The organism is Clostridium sp. CTA-6 (assembly GCF_054768115.1).
Window position 1 is genome coordinate 56,378 of record NZ_BAAAAU010000001.1, and the last position, 20,551, is coordinate 76,928.

The window sequence follows — 20,551 nt, forward strand, 5'->3', positions numbered from 1 at the left end:
AAAACATTAGTCTAAAGAAGAGAGAAAAGAAAGAAATTTTCGTAGGTGATATTTTAATGGAAAAATTATTAATAGATAGAAAAAATGGTAAAAATATTATAGTCAAGGTAGGAGATATAGTTATAGGAGGAGAAGAAAAAGTAATTATATCAGGTCCTTGTGCAGTAGAAGATGAAAAAACAGTTATGGCTATAGCAGGAAGCCTTAAAAAATTAGGAGCTCATATGTTAAGAGGAGGAGCCTTTAAACCAAGAACTTCTCCTTATTCTTTCCAAGGGTTAAAATTTGAAGGACTTAAAATTTTAAAAGAATGTGGAGATAAATTTAACATGCCCATAGTAAGCGAAGTAATTGATGCTAGGGATTTAGAAGAAGCTTATGATTATATTGATATGATACAAATAGGTTCAAGAAACATGTATAACTATACTCTTTTAAAAGAAGTAGGAAAGATAAAAAAGCCTATTCTTTTAAAAAGAGGCATGAGTGCTACTCTTAATGAATGGATTTATGCAGCAGAGTATATAATGAGTGAAGGTAATATGAATGTAGTATTATGTGAAAGAGGTATAAGAACTTTTGAAAGTTATACAAGAAACACACTAGATTTAAATACTGTAGCAGTAATAAAGGATAAATATAGAGTCCCTATAATAGTAGATCCAAGTCATGCCACAGGTTTTAGAGAATATGTAAAACCAATGGCTTTAGCTTCTATAGCAGCAGGAGCGGATGGGCTTATAATAGAAAGTCATATAAATCCAGATAATGCTATATCTGATGCTAGACAGACTATAAATGTTAAAGAGATGAAAGAAATAATCAATAAAGTAAAACAAATTGATAAAATATTATATTGATAAAATATTATAGGGGAATTTTTATGATTTTTGGTTTCTAGGGTACTGAATAAATTATTCTAAAATTTTATAAGTAAAAATATTTTTATTGAAATTTGTACTAATAAGTTGAAAATAGCTTAACATAATTATGAAATTATATTAAATCTAAATTAATATTAAGAAATTGGTGAATAAAAATGGATTTATTGGTTAAAGGTTTAAAAAAAAGCTTAACGGGAGAATACGAAATAATAGGAGATAAATCTATAGGTCATAGATCTTTAATAATAGGAGCATTAGCTAAAGGAGAATATAAAGTTTATAATTTTCCCAAGAACTTAGATTGTCTGGCTACTTTAGATTCCATGAAAAAACTTGGAGTAGATATAAAGGTAGAAGGAAATACCTTAAAGGTAAATTCCCCTGGATATGAAAATTTTAATAAGAAACCAGAAGTATTACAGGGTAAAAATTCAGGAACCACAGTAAGACTTATGGCGGGTGTTTTAAGTGGCATAGGGGCAGAAACAAAATTTATAGGTGATGACTCTTTAAGCTGTAGACCTATGAAAAGAATTATAGAGCCCTTAGAAAAAATGGGAGCAAAAATAGAAAGCAAAGATAATAAACTACCTCTTAAGTTTTTAAAGCATGATGGATTAAATTCTATAAAATATAATATGAAAGTGGCATCCGCCCAAGTAAAATCCTGTATATTGTTAGCAGGTTTAATGTCAAAAGGAAAAACCACAATAGTAGAGGATAAGTCTACCAGAGATCATACGGAGAGAATGTTAAAATATTTAGATGCTTATATAAATATAAGGAATATATATTCTAAGGATAGAAAGAAAAGTACTTTTAAAAAAGAAGTAACTATAGAAAAGTCTAAATTAAATAGTAAAGATATATATGTACCGGGAGATATATCCTCAGCAGCCTTCTTAATTTCAGCAAGTTTACTTATAGAAGGTTCTAATTTGTGTATAAAAAATGTACTTTTAAATGAAGGCAGAATAGAATATATAAATGTTTTAAGGAATATGGGAGCAAATATAGAAATAGAAAAGGGAAAGTTATTAAATGGTGAACCTGTAGGAAATATATGTGTGAAAGAAAGCTATTTAAAGGGTATTACAGTAGAAAAACATATTATACCTAATATAATAGATGAAATACCAGTACTTTCTGTAATAGCGGCCTTTAGTGAAGGGAAAACTATATTTAAATCTGTAGAAGAACTGAAATTTAAAGAAAGTGATAGAGTAGAAGCTATTATAGAAAATTTAAAAAGGGCTGGGGTAAAATCTGCATATAAAAATGGAGATTTAATTATAGAAGGAAACAAATCCTACATAGATAAATCCTTAGAGATAGAAAGTTTCAAAGACCACAGAATAGCTTTAGCTTTTTTAGTTTTATCTTTAAGAAATAAAAAACATACTTTAATTAAGGATTACGAATGCACAGAAATATCATTTCCTAATTCTTTAAGTTTATTTAATTTAGATTACGATTTGATTTAGATAGGTCTAAATTTTTTATATATAAAAAAATTATTATAATATACAATTTTAATTTAAAAGAGCAGTAGTTATTATAATAAGGAAATTGTTATTATATATAAAATGGTAACAAAAATTAGGTTAATTAAAAGCTTTTTACATAGAATAAATAAAGCAAATATACTTAAAATATCATTAGGAAAGTAAAAGTTCTATGGAGAAAGGGGTTTATAACCTATGGATAAAAATTCTTTAGAATATTTTAAAAATAAACTTATAAGAGAAAAAGAAGGCGTAAACTCTTTGCTAGAGGAAATGAAGGATAATGAAACCATAGATTCTAACTCTGCCATAAGCATGGAATTATCTAATTATGATAACCATCCTGCAGATACAGGATCAGAACTTTTTGAAAAGGAAAAAGGGCTGGCTCTTAAGGAAAATGAAATATCTATAATGAAAAAAATAAATGATGCATTAAAAAATATAGAGGATGGAAGTTATGGAGTCTGTAAGAGTTGTGGGAAACATATACCAAAGGAAAGATTAGAATTTGTTCCTTATGCAGAGTTTTGTGTTAAATGCCAAAATGAAGTTAGTGGAAAAAATGTTAGAAAAGTTCAAAGACCTATTGAAGAAGAAGTATTGGGTTATCCTTTTGGATATGGATATAATGATAAAACTACAAAAGTAGAATTTGATGCAGAAGATTCTTATCAAAGTGTAGAGTTTTTTAATAAGATGAAAAATATGGATGAATATTACAATGTAGGAGAAGAACAGGATTTAGAAGAAGAAGGTTATGTAGAACCAGTAGAAAGAATAAGTAATGAGTATTATAAAAGTACATTATATGATTAAAAATTAAACATCAAGTAATTCTAAGGTTCAGTGAGAGTCTATTTATCTGATGACTACCTGCTCTAATACTCTCATCTTCTTAAAAGTGGGAGTAAAGAGCAGCTACGTCCTTGGATAACCATTTTCTAAGCTTTAAGGGAGTAAAAACTCCCTTGGTAAAGTCAAAAACTCTGTTTATAATAGAACACTGAACTTTGGAATAATTTTTAAAGAATAAACTTATATATTAAAGTATTTATAGATACTTTAAATTTAAAGTTATAAAAAATTCTATTTAATGATAAAGTATAGTTTTACAGTAATAGGGGGGATATTTTGGGAATAATTATATTAATATTAGGTATAGTTTTAGATAGAATAAGTAAAATATGGGCTTTAAACACATTAGCTTCTGGTAAGGATATAGTTATAATAAAAAATTTATTTAGCCTTTCTTATTTAGAAAATAGAGGAGCAGCTTTTGGGATATTTCAAAATAGATTAATATTTTTGAGTTTAATAACTGTAATTGTAATTTTAGGAGTAGCATATTTTATTGTAAAGTACAAGCCAACTTCAAAGTTACTAAAAATATCTTTATCATTAATAATAAGTGGAGCCATAGGAAATTTAATAGATAGAATTTATTATAAATTTGTAGTAGATTTTATAATGTTACACTATAAAGATGTTTATTTTTTCCCTACATTTAATGTAGCGGATACATTAGTAGTTATAGGTACCATATTATTAGCTATATACATATTAAAGGAAGAGTAGTTTATGGAAAAAATATGCTTAAAAGTAGAAAAAGAATTTGATAATGTAAGATTAGATTTATATTTATCCAAAATATTTGAAGATAAATCTAGATCTTATCTTCAAGGAATTATAGATGAGGGGAATGTTCTAGTAAATAATAAAGAAAAAAAGAGAAACTATAAATTAAAAGTTGGAGATAATATTAAAGTAAATATACCAGAACCTAAATTGCTTCAAATAGAACCAGAAGATATTAAGCTAGATATTATATATGAAGATAAGGATGTAATAGTTGTAAATAAGCCCCAAGAAATGGTGGTACATCCTGCACCAGGGGTATATTCTGGAACTTTAGTTAATGCTCTTTTGAGTCATTGTAAAGATTTATCTGGTATAAATGGAGTAGCAAGGCCTGGTATTGTTCATAGAATAGATAAAGATACTTCAGGAATATTAGTTGTGGCAAAGAATGACATATCTCACAATAATTTAGCAGCTCAATTTAAAGAGCATTCAATTTCTAGGGTATATATGGCTTTAGTAGAGGGCATAATAAAGGATGGACAGGGAACTATAGAGGCGCCTATAGGTAGACACCCTGTAGATAGAATAAAAATGGCGGTAGTGAAAGATGGAAGGTATGCCGTAACCCATTATAAGGTTATAGAAAGATTTAAAAATCACACTTTAGTAGAGTGTAAGTTAGAAACAGGAAGAACACATCAAATAAGAGTTCATATGAGCCATATAATGCATCCTTTAGTAGGAGATCCTGTTTATGGTTATAAAAAACAAAGATTTAATCTAAAAGGACAAATGTTGCATGCAAAGTTATTAGGTTTTATTCATCCTACTACAGGACAATATGTAGAATTTGAAAGCCAACTACCAGAGTATTTCAAAAAAATAATAAAAATTTTAAGAAATGAATTGATTTAATTTAAAAAAAGTGATATTATATGTCTATAAATGTCACAAAAGATAAAAACATAAAAGAGCAAAAGATAAAATTTTTAATAACAAAAGAAAAATATAATTGTAATTAAAAAATTAATATTTATTCATAAAAACAAAAGACAAAATTACAATTTATAATTATTAGTAAAAACAAAAGATAAAATTAAAACTGTTGAAAAACTAAATTAAATGTTGTATAATAGTAAGAAATATTTTACCTTTAAAATGATCCTGTGAGGTCATAAGGCTATGAATAAATTTAGATGGAACTATTATGCCTTTACTCACAGAGTAAAGGCATTTTTTTATTCTATGATTAACAATTCTAATATTCCTTCTTACATAAGAGGAAAATAAGAATTTTAAAGTTTTTGCATTAGTTTAACTAAAATTTAGATGGGCAAAAACTCAACTTAATTAAGTTTCAGTTTACAAAAAAGGAGGCATAAAAATGAATCTTAAGGCTGAAATACTAGATGAAAAAGGTATTAAAAGAAGTCTTACAAGAATAGCCCATGAAATAATAGAAAAAAATAAGGGGGTAGAAGATATTATTCTTGTAGGTATAAAAAGAAGAGGGTACCCTCTAGCTAAGAGAATAGCTAAGGCTATAGAAAATATTGAGGATATAAAAGTACCTGTAGGTTCTGTAGATATAACTTTATATAGAGACGATTTAACTAAAGAAAATGAACAGCCAGTAATAAAAAGCTTAGATTTAGAACATCATATTAATGATAAAAAAATAATTCTAGTAGATGATGTAGTATTTACAGGAAGAACAGTAAGAGCAGCTATGGATGCTACTATACATCATGGAAGACCTTCTGGTATACAGTTGGCAGTTCTAGTTGATAGAGGGCATAGAGAATTACCTATAAGACCAGATTTTGTAGGAAAAAATATTCCAACCTCAAGAACAGAAGTAGTATCAGTACATTTAAAAGAACTTGATGGACAAGATTCCATTAAAATATTTGAAAAATAGCGTCTTTTAAAATAGTCCAGAGAGACTAAAAGGAGGAAATAATATGAAAAAATATGTAGATGTAAATGAAAAATTACCTATCTTAAAAACTATACCATTAAGTTTTCAACATTTATTTGCAATGGTGGGAGCCACTATATTAGTACCAATGCTTACAGGTATGAGTCCTTCCATTGCATTGTTTGGAAGTGGTGTAGGAACACTTCTTTATGTACTTTGTACAAAGGCAAAACTACCAGCTTATATAGGATCATCTTTTGCATTCATAGGTCCCATGACGGTGGCATCATCAGCTTATGGAACTAATGCCATGTTATCAGGAATAATAACTGCAGGTTTAATTTATATATTAGTAGCAGCTATAATAAGTTTTACAGGAACAGATTGGTTAAATAAAGTATTACCACCAATTGTAGTTGGTTCCGTTGTAATAGTAATAGGTTTAGGATTAGCAGGAGTAGCAATAAATTGGGCGGGTCTTAATTCTAATTTTACAGTAGATTCTATGCAAAGTGTACCAAGATGGGCATGGATTACAGTTTCAATGATAACCTTAGGAATAGGAATACTTGGAACTATGTATTTTAAAGGATTCTTAGGAGTAATACCAATTCTTATAGCAATGATATGTGGATATATTTCAGCATTATCCCTAGGGGTTATATCTCAGGAAACTTTAACTAAAATAGCAAGTGCACCCTTATTTCAGCTTCCACCATTTATGAAACCAGAGTTTAACATAAATGCCATGATATTAATGGCACCAGTAGCTTTTGTAACTTTAGCAGAACATATTGGACATGTTTATGTAACAAATAATGTAGTAGGGAAAGACTTTACAAAGGATCCTGGACTTCATAGATCTATACTAGGAGATGGAGTAGCTACTTTATTAGCAGGATTTATAGGAGGACCTCCAAATACAACTTATGGAGAAAACATAGGAGTTATGGCTATAACTAAAGTATACAGTGTATGGGTAATTGTGGGGGCTGCAATAATAGCTATTATACTTTCATTTATAGGACCTGTAGCTACACTAATAGCTACCATACCAATGCCAGTAATGGGTGGAGTAAGTATACTTTTATTTGGAATAATCGCTTCCTCAGGTTTTAGAGTATTTGTAGAGGATAAAATAGATTTTAGTAAAAAGAGAAACCTAATAATATCCTCTGTAATAATAGTGTTAGGAATAGGTGGAGCAGCAGTAAAATTTAAGTTAGCAGGCTCAGAAGTAGAAATAGCAGGAGTTGCATTAGCAACACTAGTAGGAATAATATTAAATTTAATACTTCCAAAAGAAAGTAGAACAGAAGAAGAAGATAATAAAGAAGAAAATCTTAAAGAAGAATTTGTTAAACCTATAGAAAAAAATGTGGGTTAAAAGATTTAATGTATAATACCTTTTAAAGGTTAAGAATTAAAGCAAAAAGTATTTTTAGTCAATAAATAGCTATAAAAAATAAAGAATACTAATATTTGTGTTCTAATATCTAAACTAACGCACTGATGCCACGTCCTGTGGCAAAGTGCTAGCTTATATATTAGTCCACAAATAAAGTATTCTAATTATTTTTCTAGATATTTATTTTCTCTAAAAGTACTTTTTGTTTTAATAGGTTTAAAAGGTATTATTCTAATTTGTATTTATGAAAAGCCTAAAAGCTATATATTTTTTTTTCAAAGAATTTCACTGTGGATTTCCTAAATCATCTGTAAGAAGTTTATACTAGCTTCTACTATTTGTTTAAAAAGATGCATGTGTGCCGTAAAAGGCATTTTAAAAAGATTAATCATATCTGCACTCTATACTCTAAATAACAAAAGTGCCTAGCACTTTTATTATTTTACGTGTGTTTTTCAAAATTTTTTGGTATAATTTATAATAGTTATTAAATAACATTATTTAGATGAATTTAAGAAAAGGTGAGGATTATGAGAATTTATTCTTGGAATGTTAATGGTTTAAGAGCGGTAGCGAAAAAGAATTTTCTGGAGTGGATAGGGGAAGAAAATCCTGATATATTATGTATACAAGAAACAAAACTGCAGGAAAATCAATTAGAAGATAATATAAAAAATATAGATGGCTATTATTCTTATTTTAGTTTTGCTCATAAAAAGGGATATAGTGGTGTAGCTACTTACACTAAGGAGGAGCCTATTTCAGTAAAACATGGCATAGGTATAGAAAGATTTGATTCAGAAGGAAGAATACTTATAACTGAATTTAAGGATTTTATACTTTTAAACATATATTTTCCTAATGGCCAAAGGGATGAGGAAAGACTTCAATATAAATTAGATTTTTATGAAGCCTTATTTAATTATTGTGATGAGTTAGTTGAGGAAGGTAAAAAGCTAGTTATATGTGGAGATTATAATACAGCTCATAATGAAATAGATCTTAAAAATCCTAAAGCTAATGAGAAAGCCTCAGGATTTTTAAGAATAGAAAGGGACTGGTTAGATAAAATAATAGAAAGAGGATATATAGATACCTTTAGAAATATGAATCCAGATAAGATTAAATATTCCTGGTGGAGCTATAGATTCAAAGCTAGAGAGAGAAATGCAGGATGGAGAATTGATTACCATTTTGTTTCAAACAATCTATTAGATAGGGTGGAAAATACAGAAATATTAAATGAGGTTTATGGTTCAGATCATTGTCCTGTAATGTTAGAGCTAGAGTAAATAGTTACTAATATAAAATATTTTAGATTACAGGCTAAATAATTTTTTCTTATTAAAATATTTTTAATACTTAGGATAATAATCTATTAAGAAAGTGCATTTAAAAACCTATAAAATAGGAAAAATTCAATATATATAATCAATTATGATAGATTAATAAAGTTATAAGAAAATTTATTCAGTATATGAAACACAAATTATATTTAAAGTAGGAGATGAAAAAATGGAATATACACTAATTGCCACAGCAACCTTTGGGTTAGAAAAAGTAGTAGCTAATGAATTAAAAGAATTAGGTTATGATGATTTAACAATAGAAAATGGTAAAGTTACCTTTGTAGGTGATGAAAGAGATATAGTTACATGTAATATGTGGCTTAGAACTGCAGATAGAGTTTTAATAAAAATGGCAGAATTTAAAGCGGAAAGTTTTGAAGAGCTTTTTCAAGGAACTAAATCAGTACCTTGGGGAAAATATATTTCAGAAGATGGATTTATGCATGTTACAGGAAAATCTATTAAATCCGCACTACATAGTGTGCCAGATTGTCAATCTATAGTAAAAAAAGCTGTAATAGAGGCTATGAAAAGAGAGTATGTTAAGGATTGGTTTAGCGAAGATGGTGCAGAGTATAAAATAGAGGTAGGTATTTTAAAGGATATAGTTACATTAACATTGGATACTTCAGGCCCAGGACTTCATAAAAGAGGATATAGAGAAAACGCAGGAGAAGCTCCCCTTAAGGAAACATTAGCAGCAGCTTTGGTGCTTTTAAGTAAATGGGAACCTTCTAGAATACTTTCAGACCCTATGTGCGGTTCTGGAACTATTGCCATAGAAGCAGCTTTGATAGGTAAAAATATAGCACCAGGCTTAAATAGAAATTTTGCAGCAGAGGCTTGGGATATAATACCTCTTAATATGTGGGAAGAAGTAAGGCGCCATGCTAGAAACTCTATAAATAAAGAGGATTTTAGAATATTAGCTTCAGATATAAATGGAAGAATATTAAAAACAGCTAGGGATAATGCAGAAAAAGCAGGAGTTTCTGATTATATAGCTTTTCAAAAGATGTCTATGGAAGAGTTTAAATCAAAAAAGAAATATGGATTTATAATAACTAATCCACCTTATGGCGAAAGATTAAATACTTTAAAAGAAGTAGAAAAACTTTATAAAAATCTAGGAGAAGTATATTCAAGTTTACAGGATTGGTCTTGTTTTATATTAACTTCTTATGAAGGTTTTGAAAAAATATTTGGGAAAAAATCAGATAAAAATAGAAAACTATATAACGGAAGATTAAAATGTTATTACTATCAATATATAGGATTAGAGCCTCCTAAAAAACATTATGAAAAGTAATATTTAAAGGATATAGATTCAAGTATTAATTTATTATATAAGTTTATTTAGATAGTTTAATATAGGACACTACTTAATATAAAACCCACTAGCTAAAGTTAAAGTGTTTTAATATCTATCATTTTTTATAAGATCTAGGAATTAATGAAGATAGTTAAGTAATGCAAATATTAGAATTATAAATAAAGGTGGTGAAATTTTATGGGATTATAATATCTCATAAATAAAATATGGATAGATTAATAAAAGTAGAAAACATTAAAGATATATTACCTATTTATAAAAACACAGCTATTGAAAAACTTTTTAAATATCATAATTTAGGTTATAAACTAGAAAAATATGATAATGCAGAATTGTTAGTTGGAATGTGTATGGATAATCGCAAACAACTTAAGATACCTAATAATTTTGCATATATACTTAGAACTGGTGGAGGGAACCTAAGATATAGTGAGTTTAAAATATCTTATGCCATTGCAGTAGGTGGGGTTAAGACCTTAGCATTAATAGGGCACAACCATTGTGGAATGGTAAATTTAATGAATAAAAAGGAAAAATTTATTCAAGGACTAGTGGACAATGCTGGCTGGAATATGCAGCAAGCAGAAGAACACTTTATGAGTTTTGCTCCTATGTTTGAAATAGAAAATGAAATTAGTTTTTTATTAAGTGAAACTAAGAGGCTAAGAGAAAAATATCCTAAAATATTGATAGCACCATTATTTTATAATGTAGATGATAATTTATTATATTTAGTTAAGGAGAATAATTAGAAACCTTCTAGATAATCAACTATTAAAATAACTTAATTTATTTGACATTAAAAAATATATGTAAAAGATAATTATTTAATATTATATTAGAAAAATATTTACAAAAGGCATTTGGGGACAGTTTACAAAAATAGAAATATGATCTATATTTAAAATATATAAAAAAAGGAGGGAGTATTTTGAAGAAAATTTTAAGTTTTTTAATTGTATCTATTTTAGCATTAGGTTTATTTGGATGTACTAATACTAAGGTAGAGGAAAAAAAAGAAGATGCATCCAATAAGAAGGAATCTAAAGAAAATCTTGATATAACTGTATCTGCTGCTGCAAGCTTAACAGAAGCTTTAACAGAAATACAGAAAAAATATGAAAAAGAAACAGGAGCTAAGCTTTCAATAACTTTTGATGCTTCTGGCACACTTCAAAAGCAAATAGAACAAGGAGCTCCAACGGATTTATTTATATCAGCATCTAAGAAGAATATGGATAAATTACAGGAAGAAAAATTAATAGATAATGATACAAGAAAAGATTTATTAGGAAACAAACTTGTTTTAATCGTATCTGAAGAAAATAGAGACAAAAAAGTTGAAAAAATATCTGATTTAAAAAATATGAACTTTAAATTAGCTATAGGAGAACCTGAATCTGTTCCAGCAGGAAAATATGCAAAAGAAGCGATAGAATACTATAAATTGTGGGATGTTTTAAAAGATAAAATTGTATATGGTAAATCTGTAAAACAAGTGGCTAAGTATGTAGAAAGTGGAGAAGCCGCTGCAGGAATTGTTTATAATAACGATGCTAAGGTATTAAAGAAAAGTTACATAAAATATACTTTTGATGAAAAATCTCATAATCCTATTGTTTATCCAATGGCAGTAGTTAAAAATAGCAAAAACAAAGAAGGTGCAAAGAAGTTTGCAAAATATATTCAGACAAAAGAAGCCAAAGATATATTTATAAAATATGGATTTAATCCTATAGAAAAATAGGAAATCATTATGATATTAGAACCAATTATTTTATCAGTGAAAATAGCTTTTATATCTACAATTTTTACATTTTTATTTGGTATACTATTGGCTAGAGTTATTACTAAGTATAATTTTAGAGGAAAAGATATACTTGAGAGCTTAATTATTATGCCAATGGTTCTTCCACCAACAATTACAGGTTATGGGCTGCTTATTTTAATGAGCAGGAGGCATTTTATAGGAAAATTTTTATATGAAAACTTTGGAATAACTATTATATTTACTCCTGCTGCAGCTTGTGTTGCAGCGATAATAGTTTCAATACCTTTAATGTATCAAAGTGCTAAAGCAGCATTTTTGAATATTGATCATATATATGAAAATGCAGCAAGAACACTTGGTGCAAGTGAATGGAGGATTTTTTTAAAGATAAGTTTTCCATTGGCATGGCCAGGTATAGTAAGTGGAAGTGTATTGTCCTTTGCAAGGGCTTTAGGAGAATTCGGAGCTACTTTAATGGTTGCGGGGAACATACCTGGTAAAACACAGACCATACCTACTGCTATATATTTTGCTGTAGATAACGGATATACAAAAGTGGCAAATACACTTTTAGGAGTAGTTGTAGTATTTAGCTTTGTTTTAATATTTTCATTAAATTCATGGCTAAAAAAGAAGGACTATAAAAGGCTAAATTAAATTATATTTATAAAGACTTAGAGGCAGTATATTATGTTAGTATATAATTAACAAACATGATTACTGCTTTTAGTTATAATTGACGAAATTACATAACTCTTAAATAATATTGAAAAGAAAAGTTGATGAATTGTTTACAATAATATTTGTAGTCAATTAATTCAATTTTAAAAAAGGAATTAAAAGGAGTTTTGACAAATGATAAAATTAGATATAGTTAAAAGCTTAAATTATTTTGATTTACACTGTAATTTAACTTTAGGGAATGAAGTAGTCGCATTGCAAGGTTCTTCAGGATCAGGAAAAACAACCATTTTGGATTGCATTGCAGGTATCAAAACTCCTGATAAGGGGATTATTAAGATTGATAATAAAATTGTTTTTTCTTCTTCGGAAAATATAAATTTACCAATAAAAGATAGACATATAGGATATTTATTTCAAAATTATGCTTTGTTTCCTCACATGACTGTGGAAGATAATATATTATTTGGAGTAAAGAATCAAAAGGATTATGATATAAGTTATATAAATTATATAATTGAAACATTTAAAATAGAACATCTTAAAGATAGAAAGCCTAATGAAATATCAGGTGGAGAAAAACAGAGAGTAGCTTTAGCAAGAGCTTTGGCAATAAAGCCTAACGTATTAATGTTAGATGAGCCATTTTCAGCATTGGACAAGGCTACTAAGGAAGCAGTCTATAAAGAATTTATGAAATATAAGAAGCAGTTTAAAATGAGTATTTTTTTGGTTACTCATAATCCTTATGAAGCAGAATTGCTTGCGGATAGGTCCATAATTATTAATGATGGAGTCCTTGTAAAAAGTAATGATGCTTTTAATATTGTGTAAAATAGTTTATAATAAAATAAATTCGGATTTAAAACATAGTAATAGATGAAGGGGACGATATAATTATGAAAAGTTTTTTTAAGACACTACTTATTGTATTGATATGCATAGTTATAGCAGGATTTGCATTTTTTAAGATGGCTACTTACCAAGGAGACAAAGGAGAGAATTTAAGTGATAATTCCATTAAGAATGAAAATATATTAGACAAACTAAAGAATGTAGAACTTAGCAAAGGAACTTTAACTGTAAATGAAGAAGATGTAAATGAAATGCTAAAAGTTTATTTTCAAAATGAGAAAAATGTAGGAAGTATATTGGTGAAATCTGCTAAAGTTGATACTAAGGATAATAAATTAAATTTATATATACCAGTTAGATATAATGGAATTGATTTGCTTATGTCATCCTATGGAGATGTAAGTGCAAGGGATGATAAAATAATCTATAAAGTAGATAGTATAAAAATGGGAAAAGTATCAGTACCTAAAAGTATTCTTCTAAATGAAATAAAAAAATCAAACATGAGTAATATTCAGAGCAATGGAGATGAGATTATTATAGATAAGGGGATTACTAAAGTTAAAATAAAGGATATAAAAATCGAAGATGGCAAATTTAAAGTTAGTTTTTAAAAATATAATTTTACCGTAGTTTTTTCAGTGGTTATATGATTTAATAGAAGATTAAAAATCATATAATCACTGAAATTTTTTTGAAATAGAATATATGCTATTTATAAAGTAAATTTTATAATTTAGATAAAGAATAATTTAAAACAAAACACATGTTGTTTATAAAGTTATTCTAAGATACGAATATTGGCTTTTATAGAAGTAAACATTGTAATTATTATAAGTAGTATGTATTAGTTATATTATAATGTTTAAGTTATATATGTTAAATTGTACCTATATAAAGTATATTAAGAGTTTAAGAAACATACTATAAAATAAAGCAATATATTTTAAGGTGAGTTTATTTGTTAAAAGCAGACGGTGTTTTTCAAGGTGGTGGAGTTAAGGCTACAGCTTTTACAGGAGCTATTTGTAGATTAGAAGAGGAAGGAATGATGTGGCAAAGGCTTGCAGGAACATCTGCAGGAGCTATAATAGCAGCTTTTTTAGCTGTAGGCTATAGAGGAAAAGAAATAAAAAAAATAATGTACGAGTTAGATTATAAAAAAGTTGGAAATATAACTGCTATCAAAAAATTCCCTTTAGCCAAAAAGTCTTTAGGACTTATATTGGAAAAGGGTATTTTTAGTACACTGTATATAGAAAAATACCTTGAAGAAGTGTTTAAGAATAAAGGAAAAACAAAGTTTAAACATATAAGTTTAAATAAAGAGTCTCCATTAAAGATAATAGCTTCAGATGTTACTAATAAAAGATTACTTATATTGCCAGATGATATAAAAAAATATGGCATGGATCCTATGGAATTAGAAATAGCTAAAGCAGTAACAATGAGCATAAGTATTCCATTCTTTTTTACACCAGTAAAGCTTAAATATATGGAAAAAGAAGCCTATATAGTAGATGGAGGAATAACTAGTAATTATCCTATATGGATATTTGATGTAAAGGACGTGCCTAGATGGCCAACATTTGGGTTTAAGTTAGGCAATAGTGGGGAATTTAATAGAACTATAGAAAATAAGGATTTTATATCCTACATAGTAGATGTAGTAGAAACAACTATAGATTCTTATGATGAAAGTTATTTAAGGGATAAAGACAAAATCAGGACTATATCTATACCAGCCTTAGGAGTAAAAACTACAGAATTCAATATATCCTTAGAAACTAAGGAAAAATTATATAAAGAAGGTTATGAAAAGGCAGATGAATTTTTGAAAAAATGGGATTTTAGAAGATACATAAGATCCTATAGAATTTAGGAAATTTTAATTAACTATATAAATTTTTAGCGTTTTAAATTAATTGTTGTTTTATATAGGCTTATAATTAAAAGTTGTAAATTGTTCTAAAATATTGCTCTAAAATCTAGATGATTTTATAAACAGAGTTCTTAGCTTCAGAGGGAGTTTTTACTCCAACTTTGAAGAAAAGCAGAGAGTCCAAATCTTTGATTTGGTGTGAATAGCTTTCACAGAGTGCGATGGGAGTATTAGATCGGGTAGTCATCGAATAAAAGGCTATAGTTTAAATTTGTTAATGATTTTTATAAATATTTATTTAAAAGTTACTTATACTAAAGATGTAAACTTAATAAATCAGGAGGTATTATTATGAAGCCAAAAGAAAAGAGAGAATGGACAGAAGAAAATTATTTGGCTAATGGTCATAAGACTCAAAATCAATGGGCAAAAAATGAGCTTAATACTACTATAAAAGAACCAGGAACGAATGAAAGTGGTATAGAAGCAAAAAAGAAAGGATACTAATTTACACTAAAATATTTTTATAGATAAATCCCCCCTAAATAAAAAACTTCTTTCTGGTGAAAATTAGAAGTATAAAACCAGAAAGAAGTTTTTTTATTTAAAAACAAGTATTATATAAAAATTTTATAGAAAAAATTTAGCTTATTTGAATTCCATATAATTGTAGAAAATTTATTATTGTAATGCTAAAATACACAGTTGGAAGTAATAATTAGAAATTAAGGATAATAATTTGAAAAATATTTTTATTTAGAAAGGAATGTTTTAATTGATCAAAGAAGAAATGACACCAAAAGAGAGGGTCGTAGCTTTTTCTAAAGGGGAGGAAATTGACAGAATAATATGTATCCCGGATATGGGAGTTACTATGGCACCTTTTATTGGAGTTACAGCTAGAGATTATTATCATTCAGCACAGCTTATGGCAGATTTAGAAATAGCTTTGTTTAAAAGGCTTCATCATGATGGTGTAAGTATATCTACTAGCCTTAGAGGAGTTGCTGAGGCTATGGGCGCTAAAGTTGGTTATCCCGAATATGGAATTTCTTATTTAATAGAGCCAGCTATTAATTCTATAGATGAAATAGAATCTCTTAAAGTTGTGGATCCTTTAAAAGATGGGAATCTACCAACTTTACTTGAAGCAATAAGACTTACTAGAGATGCACTTATGGATAAAGTAGATGTTGGTGCTGCTATGTCTGGACCTTTTAGTGTTGCAGCTTCTGTAGTTGGAACAGAAAACCTATTAAAATGGATGATTAAGTATCCTAAAAAAGTTCACACTTTAATGGATATAGTAGCGGAATCTAATAATAGATACATAGAGGAAGTAGCCAAGCTTGGAGTATCTATTGGATTTGCAGATCCAGTTTCATCTACTAGTCTTATAAGTCCAAAACAATTTAGAGAATTTTCATTACCAGCTCTAAAGAAAAATATTAATAAAATAAAAGAGAAGACTGGTGGAGCCCCTGCTATACATATTTGTGGCAATAGTAAGGAAATATGGGAAGATGTTGTGAATGCGGGGATTTCTAATTTTAGTATTGATAATGCAGAAGATTTAGAAGAAGCTAAAAACATAATGGGAGATAGAGTAGTCATTACTGGAAACGTTCCCCCTGTAGATATAGTCTACAGAGGAAATAAAGAAGCTATTTTTAAATCCGTTAAAGAATGTATTAAAAAAGGTCATGATTCTAAGAAAGGCTATATTTTAAGTACAGGCTGTCAAATTCCAATGCACACACCAATAGAAAATATTGAAATGTTTATGGAAGCAGGAAAAACTTATGGAAAATATCCTATAGATCTATAATAAAGAATTTAGAAAATAACTTTAAATTAAGATGAGGAGAGTTTCAAATGGGAAATACAAATGAAAATAAAGGAAATGGAAAGGCTCTTATACCTTTTGCTATTTTTGTGTTAGTGTATTTATGCTCAGGAATTATATTATCTATTATGGGAGTAGAAATGGCATTCTATCAATTTCCAGCTCCAATTGCAGTAGTAATAGGAATAATATTTGCATTTATTCTAATACAAGGAACTTTAGATGAAAAAATGGACAGCTTTGTTAAAGGTTGTGGGGACGAGAATATAATAATAATGTGCATTATATATCTTTTAGCTGGTGGATTTTCATCAGTTTCTAAAGCAATGGGTGGAGCTGATGCTACAGTAAATTTAGGATTAACTTTAATACCACCTCAATTTATTGTAGTAGGTATATTCTTAATATCTGCATTTATTTCTATTGCAACAGGAACATCAGTAGGAACTGTTGTTGCAGTAGGTCCTATAGCTGCTCAGTTAGTAGCAAAAGCAGGATTAAATATGCCCTTGGCACTAGGAGCATTAGTTGGGGGAGCTCTATATGGAGATAATTTATCAATTATATCCGATACAACTATAGCTGCTACAAGGACTCAAGGTGTAGATATGAAAGATAAATTTAGAGTTAACTTTGGCTTTGCTACGGTAGCAGCTTTAGTTACAATAGTTTTTTTGTTTATATTTGGAAAGCCAGTAACTACGCCAAAAATGGTAAGTCATTCATTTAATTTAATAAAAATAATTCCTTATATGTTTGTTTTAATAGCAGCCTTAGCTGGGAAAAATGTATTTGCAGTATTAATGGGTGGAATAATACTTTCTGGAGCTATTGGGATTGGTTATGGAGACTTCACAATTTTAGGATTTGCAAAGGAAGTTTATGGGGGATTTACAGGGATGTTTGATATTTTTTCATTATCACTGTTAACTGGAGGACTTGCTAATATGGTATCCAAAGGTGGTGGTCTTGACTGGCTTTTATACAAGATAAATAAAATGATAAAAGGTAAAAAATCTGCTGAATTAGGAATAAGTTCACTTGTAGCATTAACAGATGCAGCTACAGCAAATAATACGGTTTCTATAATTGTTTGTGGTGAATTGTCAAAGGAAATATCAAAGGAATATAAAATAGATCCAAGAAAAACGGCTTCTCTTCTAAGTACATTTTCAATGGCAATGCAAGGAATAATACCATATGGAGCTCAATTATTGATAGCAGGTAGTTTTACTAAAGGCTCAGTTAGCCCAGTTCAAATTGTACCTTATATGTGGTATCCATTTATATTAGCTATATTTGGTATAATTTTCATATTAACTCCTTTTGGGAATGGTTATTTAAAGAAACATCCTTGGGATTTTGAAAATAGTAGACCTGCGATAAAGGGGAGTTTTGAAAATAGTAAACCTGTAGAAAAGGCATAACATAAATTGATTTAAAGGACAAACTCATGAATAAATTTTTATGTGTTTGTCCTCATACCCTTATTTTTCATATAAATATTTTATCCGATGACTACCCGCTCTAATACTCCCATCTTATTTAAAGTGGGAGTAAAGAGCGGATATGTCCCTGGATAACGATTTTTCCTAAAGGATAACGACTTCTAAGGAGTAAAACTCCTAAGAATTCTGTTAATAAGCTTTAGTGGGAGTAAAAACTCCCTCTGAAACCAAGAACTCTGTTTATAATTGTAGTTTTTATTTCAGCAAAGAAAATACAATTAATTTGATATAGAAAGAGGTAATTTTATGGCTAGGATTACTTTTATAAAGAAACAGTTGGAAATAGAAGTGGAAAACGGTACAAAACTTATAGAATGTATAAGAAAAGCAGGTCTTTATATTGAAGCACCTTGTAATGGAAAAGGTAAATGTGGTAAATGTAAAGTTATAGCGAGAGGTAAGCTTTCGCCTAAAACAAAAGAGGAAGAAAAATTTACAGAAGAAGAGAATATTAGGCTTGCGTGTATTTGTGAAGTAAAGGGTGATGCCCAAATAGAATTAATAGAAAAAGATAAAAATAAAAAATTAAAAACTATTAATAAGGGTTTTTCTATAGAAACAAAATTGGATAGTAAAATAAAAAAAATAGAACTAAAAAATGTAGACGAAAAGATTAATATACCTTATAAAAATACTTTAGATTTTACCATAGAAAAGTTAAGTGTTTTAAAGAGAATAGGGGAAATAGAAAAAAGTAAGGAAAAAGAATTTTGTGGGGTAATTTATAAAGAAGAACTGATAGATATAATACATAAAGAGGATAAAGTCTTAGCTGTAGCTGTGGATATAGGAACTACAGGTTTATCTGCTTATCTTTTAAATTTAGAAAATGGACAAATTTTAAATAAAATATCAGATTTAAATCCTCAGACGGAATACGGAGGAGATGTATTATCTAGAATAACTTATTGCATGGAAAATAAAGATGGCATAGAAGTTTTATCTAAATGTATAAGAAAAAAAATAGATTCCATGGTACAAGAATTAATAGGTAAGAATTATAAAAGAAAAAGTGTATATGAAATAGCTATAGCAGCTAATACTACCATGCTTCATCTTTTCACAGGAGTTAGTCCAAATACCATAGCCAAAGCACCCTATAGATCTATATTTTTAGACCAATTAGAAATAAAAGCTAAGGATATGGATATAAAAATAAATGAGGAAGGAAATGTTATATTATTACCATCATTATCTTCCTATGTAGGGGCCGATATTGTGGCGGGTATTGTGGCTATAGATTTTCAAAATAAAAAACATCCAGCCGTATTTATAGATATAGGAACTAATGGTGAATTAGCAGCTATTTATAAGGGAAGTATGTCAGCTTCATCTACCGCAGCTGGACCTGCCTTTGAGGGGATGAATATCTCCTGTGGTTCAAGAGCTGAAGAAGGAGCTATAGATAGTTTTTCTATAGATGAAGAATATAACATTAAATATTCAACTATTGGCAATGAAGAGGCTAAAAGTATTTGTGGTAGTGGACTTATGGATGTTATGGCAGCATTAATAAAAAGTAAAGTAGTTATGACTAGTGGAAGATTTAATAAAAATATGCCAGATAATTTAAAAGAAAGATTAAAAGATAAGAAGTTTTATATAACAGAGAATGTTTATATATCTCAAAATGATATAAGACAAATGCAGCTGGCTAAAGGCGCAATATCTTCAGGAGTTACTATGCTCTTAAAAGAAATAGATGCTAATATTGAGGATATAGAAGAGGCAGTAATTGCAGGAGCCTTTGGATATCATATAAATCCAGAAAGTATAAAAATATTAGGAATAATACCGAAAGGTTTTAAAGGTAAAATAACTTTTGTAGGAAACTCCTCCATAGAAGGAGCAAGATTATCTTTACTAAATAAGGATATTTCAAAAGAGATGGTAGATATAAGAGAAAGCATAAAAGTTATAGAACTTTCCACCAGGGAGGATTTTCAAGATTATTTTGTAAAGGCTCTAAGTTTTTAATGATATTTTAGAATTTATAGTGTTTTACTAATAAAAACAAAATATAA

19 protein-coding genes are annotated in these 20,551 nt (G+C 28.5%); all 19 read left to right on the forward strand.

Translation table 11 applies throughout. The features are described from left to right. Nucleotides 1-56: 56 nt before the first annotated feature. The 19 genes from aroF (at nucleotide 57) to ACYUDJ_RS00330 (ending at nucleotide 20,504) form a co-directional block, all read left to right on the forward strand. Nucleotides 57-860, forward strand: a complete 804-nt coding sequence (gene aroF / locus ACYUDJ_RS00240; protein WP_003486529.1) for a 3-deoxy-7-phosphoheptulonate synthase — start codon at nucleotides 57-59, stop codon at nucleotides 858-860. Nucleotides 861-1,039: 179 nt separating this feature from the next. Next, on the forward strand, nucleotides 1,040-2,368 hold the full coding sequence (aroA, locus tag ACYUDJ_RS00245; RefSeq protein WP_003486528.1) for a 3-phosphoshikimate 1-carboxyvinyltransferase: 1,329 nt from the start codon (nucleotides 1,040-1,042) through the stop codon (nucleotides 2,366-2,368). A 216-nt stretch (nucleotides 2,369-2,584) separates the two neighbouring features. After that, nucleotides 2,585-3,208, forward strand: coding sequence for a TraR/DksA C4-type zinc finger protein (locus ACYUDJ_RS00250; RefSeq protein ID WP_003486525.1), 624 nt, complete (start codon nucleotides 2,585-2,587; stop codon nucleotides 3,206-3,208). A gap of 315 nt (nucleotides 3,209-3,523) precedes the next feature. Beyond that, nucleotides 3,524-3,967 carry a signal peptidase II gene (gene lspA, locus ACYUDJ_RS00255; protein WP_003486524.1) on the forward strand — a complete coding sequence of 148 codons (444 nt, stop codon included), beginning with the start codon at nucleotides 3,524-3,526 and terminating at the stop codon, nucleotides 3,965-3,967. A 3-nt stretch (nucleotides 3,968-3,970) separates the two neighbouring features. After that, nucleotides 3,971-4,888, forward strand: coding sequence for an RluA family pseudouridine synthase (locus ACYUDJ_RS00260; protein ID WP_003486521.1), 918 nt, complete (start codon nucleotides 3,971-3,973; stop codon nucleotides 4,886-4,888). 469 nt (nucleotides 4,889-5,357) lie between these two features. Then, nucleotides 5,358-5,894: a bifunctional pyr operon transcriptional regulator/uracil phosphoribosyltransferase PyrR gene (pyrR, locus tag ACYUDJ_RS00265; RefSeq protein ID WP_003486519.1), complete on the forward strand. Its 537-nt coding sequence runs from the start codon at nucleotides 5,358-5,360 to the stop codon at nucleotides 5,892-5,894. A gap of 43 nt (nucleotides 5,895-5,937) precedes the next feature. Next, entirely contained in the window at nucleotides 5,938-7,281 is a 1,344-nt protein-coding gene (uraA, locus tag ACYUDJ_RS00270; protein ID WP_003486516.1) for a uracil permease, read from the forward strand. A 551-nt stretch (nucleotides 7,282-7,832) separates the two neighbouring features. Further along, nucleotides 7,833-8,594, forward strand: a complete 762-nt coding sequence (locus tag ACYUDJ_RS00275) for an exodeoxyribonuclease III (RefSeq protein ID WP_003486514.1) — start codon at nucleotides 7,833-7,835, stop codon at nucleotides 8,592-8,594. A gap of 223 nt (nucleotides 8,595-8,817) precedes the next feature. Continuing rightward, nucleotides 8,818-9,960, forward strand: coding sequence for a THUMP domain-containing class I SAM-dependent RNA methyltransferase (locus ACYUDJ_RS00280; RefSeq protein ID WP_003486512.1), 1,143 nt, complete (start codon nucleotides 8,818-8,820; stop codon nucleotides 9,958-9,960). 230 nt (nucleotides 9,961-10,190) lie between these two features. Next, nucleotides 10,191-10,736, forward strand: a complete 546-nt coding sequence (locus tag ACYUDJ_RS00285; RefSeq protein WP_003486510.1) for a carbonic anhydrase — start codon at nucleotides 10,191-10,193, stop codon at nucleotides 10,734-10,736. A 179-nt stretch (nucleotides 10,737-10,915) separates the two neighbouring features. Beyond that, on the forward strand, nucleotides 10,916-11,731 hold the full coding sequence (modA, locus tag ACYUDJ_RS00290; protein WP_003486508.1) for a molybdate ABC transporter substrate-binding protein: 816 nt from the start codon (nucleotides 10,916-10,918) through the stop codon (nucleotides 11,729-11,731). 9 nt (nucleotides 11,732-11,740) lie between these two features. Further along, complete coding sequence (gene modB / locus ACYUDJ_RS00295; RefSeq protein ID WP_003486506.1) at nucleotides 11,741-12,412, forward strand: molybdate ABC transporter permease subunit; 672 nt, start codon at nucleotides 11,741-11,743, stop codon at nucleotides 12,410-12,412. Between the two features lie 198 nt (nucleotides 12,413-12,610). Continuing rightward, nucleotides 12,611-13,270: an ATP-binding cassette domain-containing protein gene (locus ACYUDJ_RS00300; RefSeq protein ID WP_003486503.1), complete on the forward strand. Its 660-nt coding sequence runs from the start codon at nucleotides 12,611-12,613 to the stop codon at nucleotides 13,268-13,270. 65 nt (nucleotides 13,271-13,335) lie between these two features. Beyond that, nucleotides 13,336-13,905, forward strand: coding sequence for a hypothetical protein (locus ACYUDJ_RS00305; RefSeq protein ID WP_003486501.1), 570 nt, complete (start codon nucleotides 13,336-13,338; stop codon nucleotides 13,903-13,905). Between the two features lie 347 nt (nucleotides 13,906-14,252). Then, entirely contained in the window at nucleotides 14,253-15,173 is a 921-nt protein-coding gene (locus ACYUDJ_RS00310) for a patatin-like phospholipase family protein (protein ID WP_043031838.1), read from the forward strand. A gap of 351 nt (nucleotides 15,174-15,524) precedes the next feature. Continuing rightward, entirely contained in the window at nucleotides 15,525-15,680 is a 156-nt protein-coding gene (locus ACYUDJ_RS00315; protein WP_043031839.1) for a hypothetical protein, read from the forward strand. Between the two features lie 268 nt (nucleotides 15,681-15,948). Beyond that, nucleotides 15,949-17,001 (forward strand): methylcobamide--CoM methyltransferase, encoded by a 1,053-nt coding sequence (locus ACYUDJ_RS00320; protein ID WP_043031840.1) that lies wholly within the window; start codon nucleotides 15,949-15,951, stop codon nucleotides 16,999-17,001. A 47-nt stretch (nucleotides 17,002-17,048) separates the two neighbouring features. Further along, a complete protein-coding gene (locus tag ACYUDJ_RS00325) occupies nucleotides 17,049-18,446 on the forward strand; it encodes a Na+/H+ antiporter NhaC family protein (protein ID WP_003486495.1) in 1,398 nt (465 codons plus the stop codon). Between the two features lie 327 nt (nucleotides 18,447-18,773). Next, nucleotides 18,774-20,504 carry an ASKHA domain-containing protein gene (locus ACYUDJ_RS00330; protein WP_003486494.1) on the forward strand — a complete coding sequence of 577 codons (1,731 nt, stop codon included), beginning with the start codon at nucleotides 18,774-18,776 and terminating at the stop codon, nucleotides 20,502-20,504. Nucleotides 20,505-20,551 lie beyond the last annotated feature (47 nt).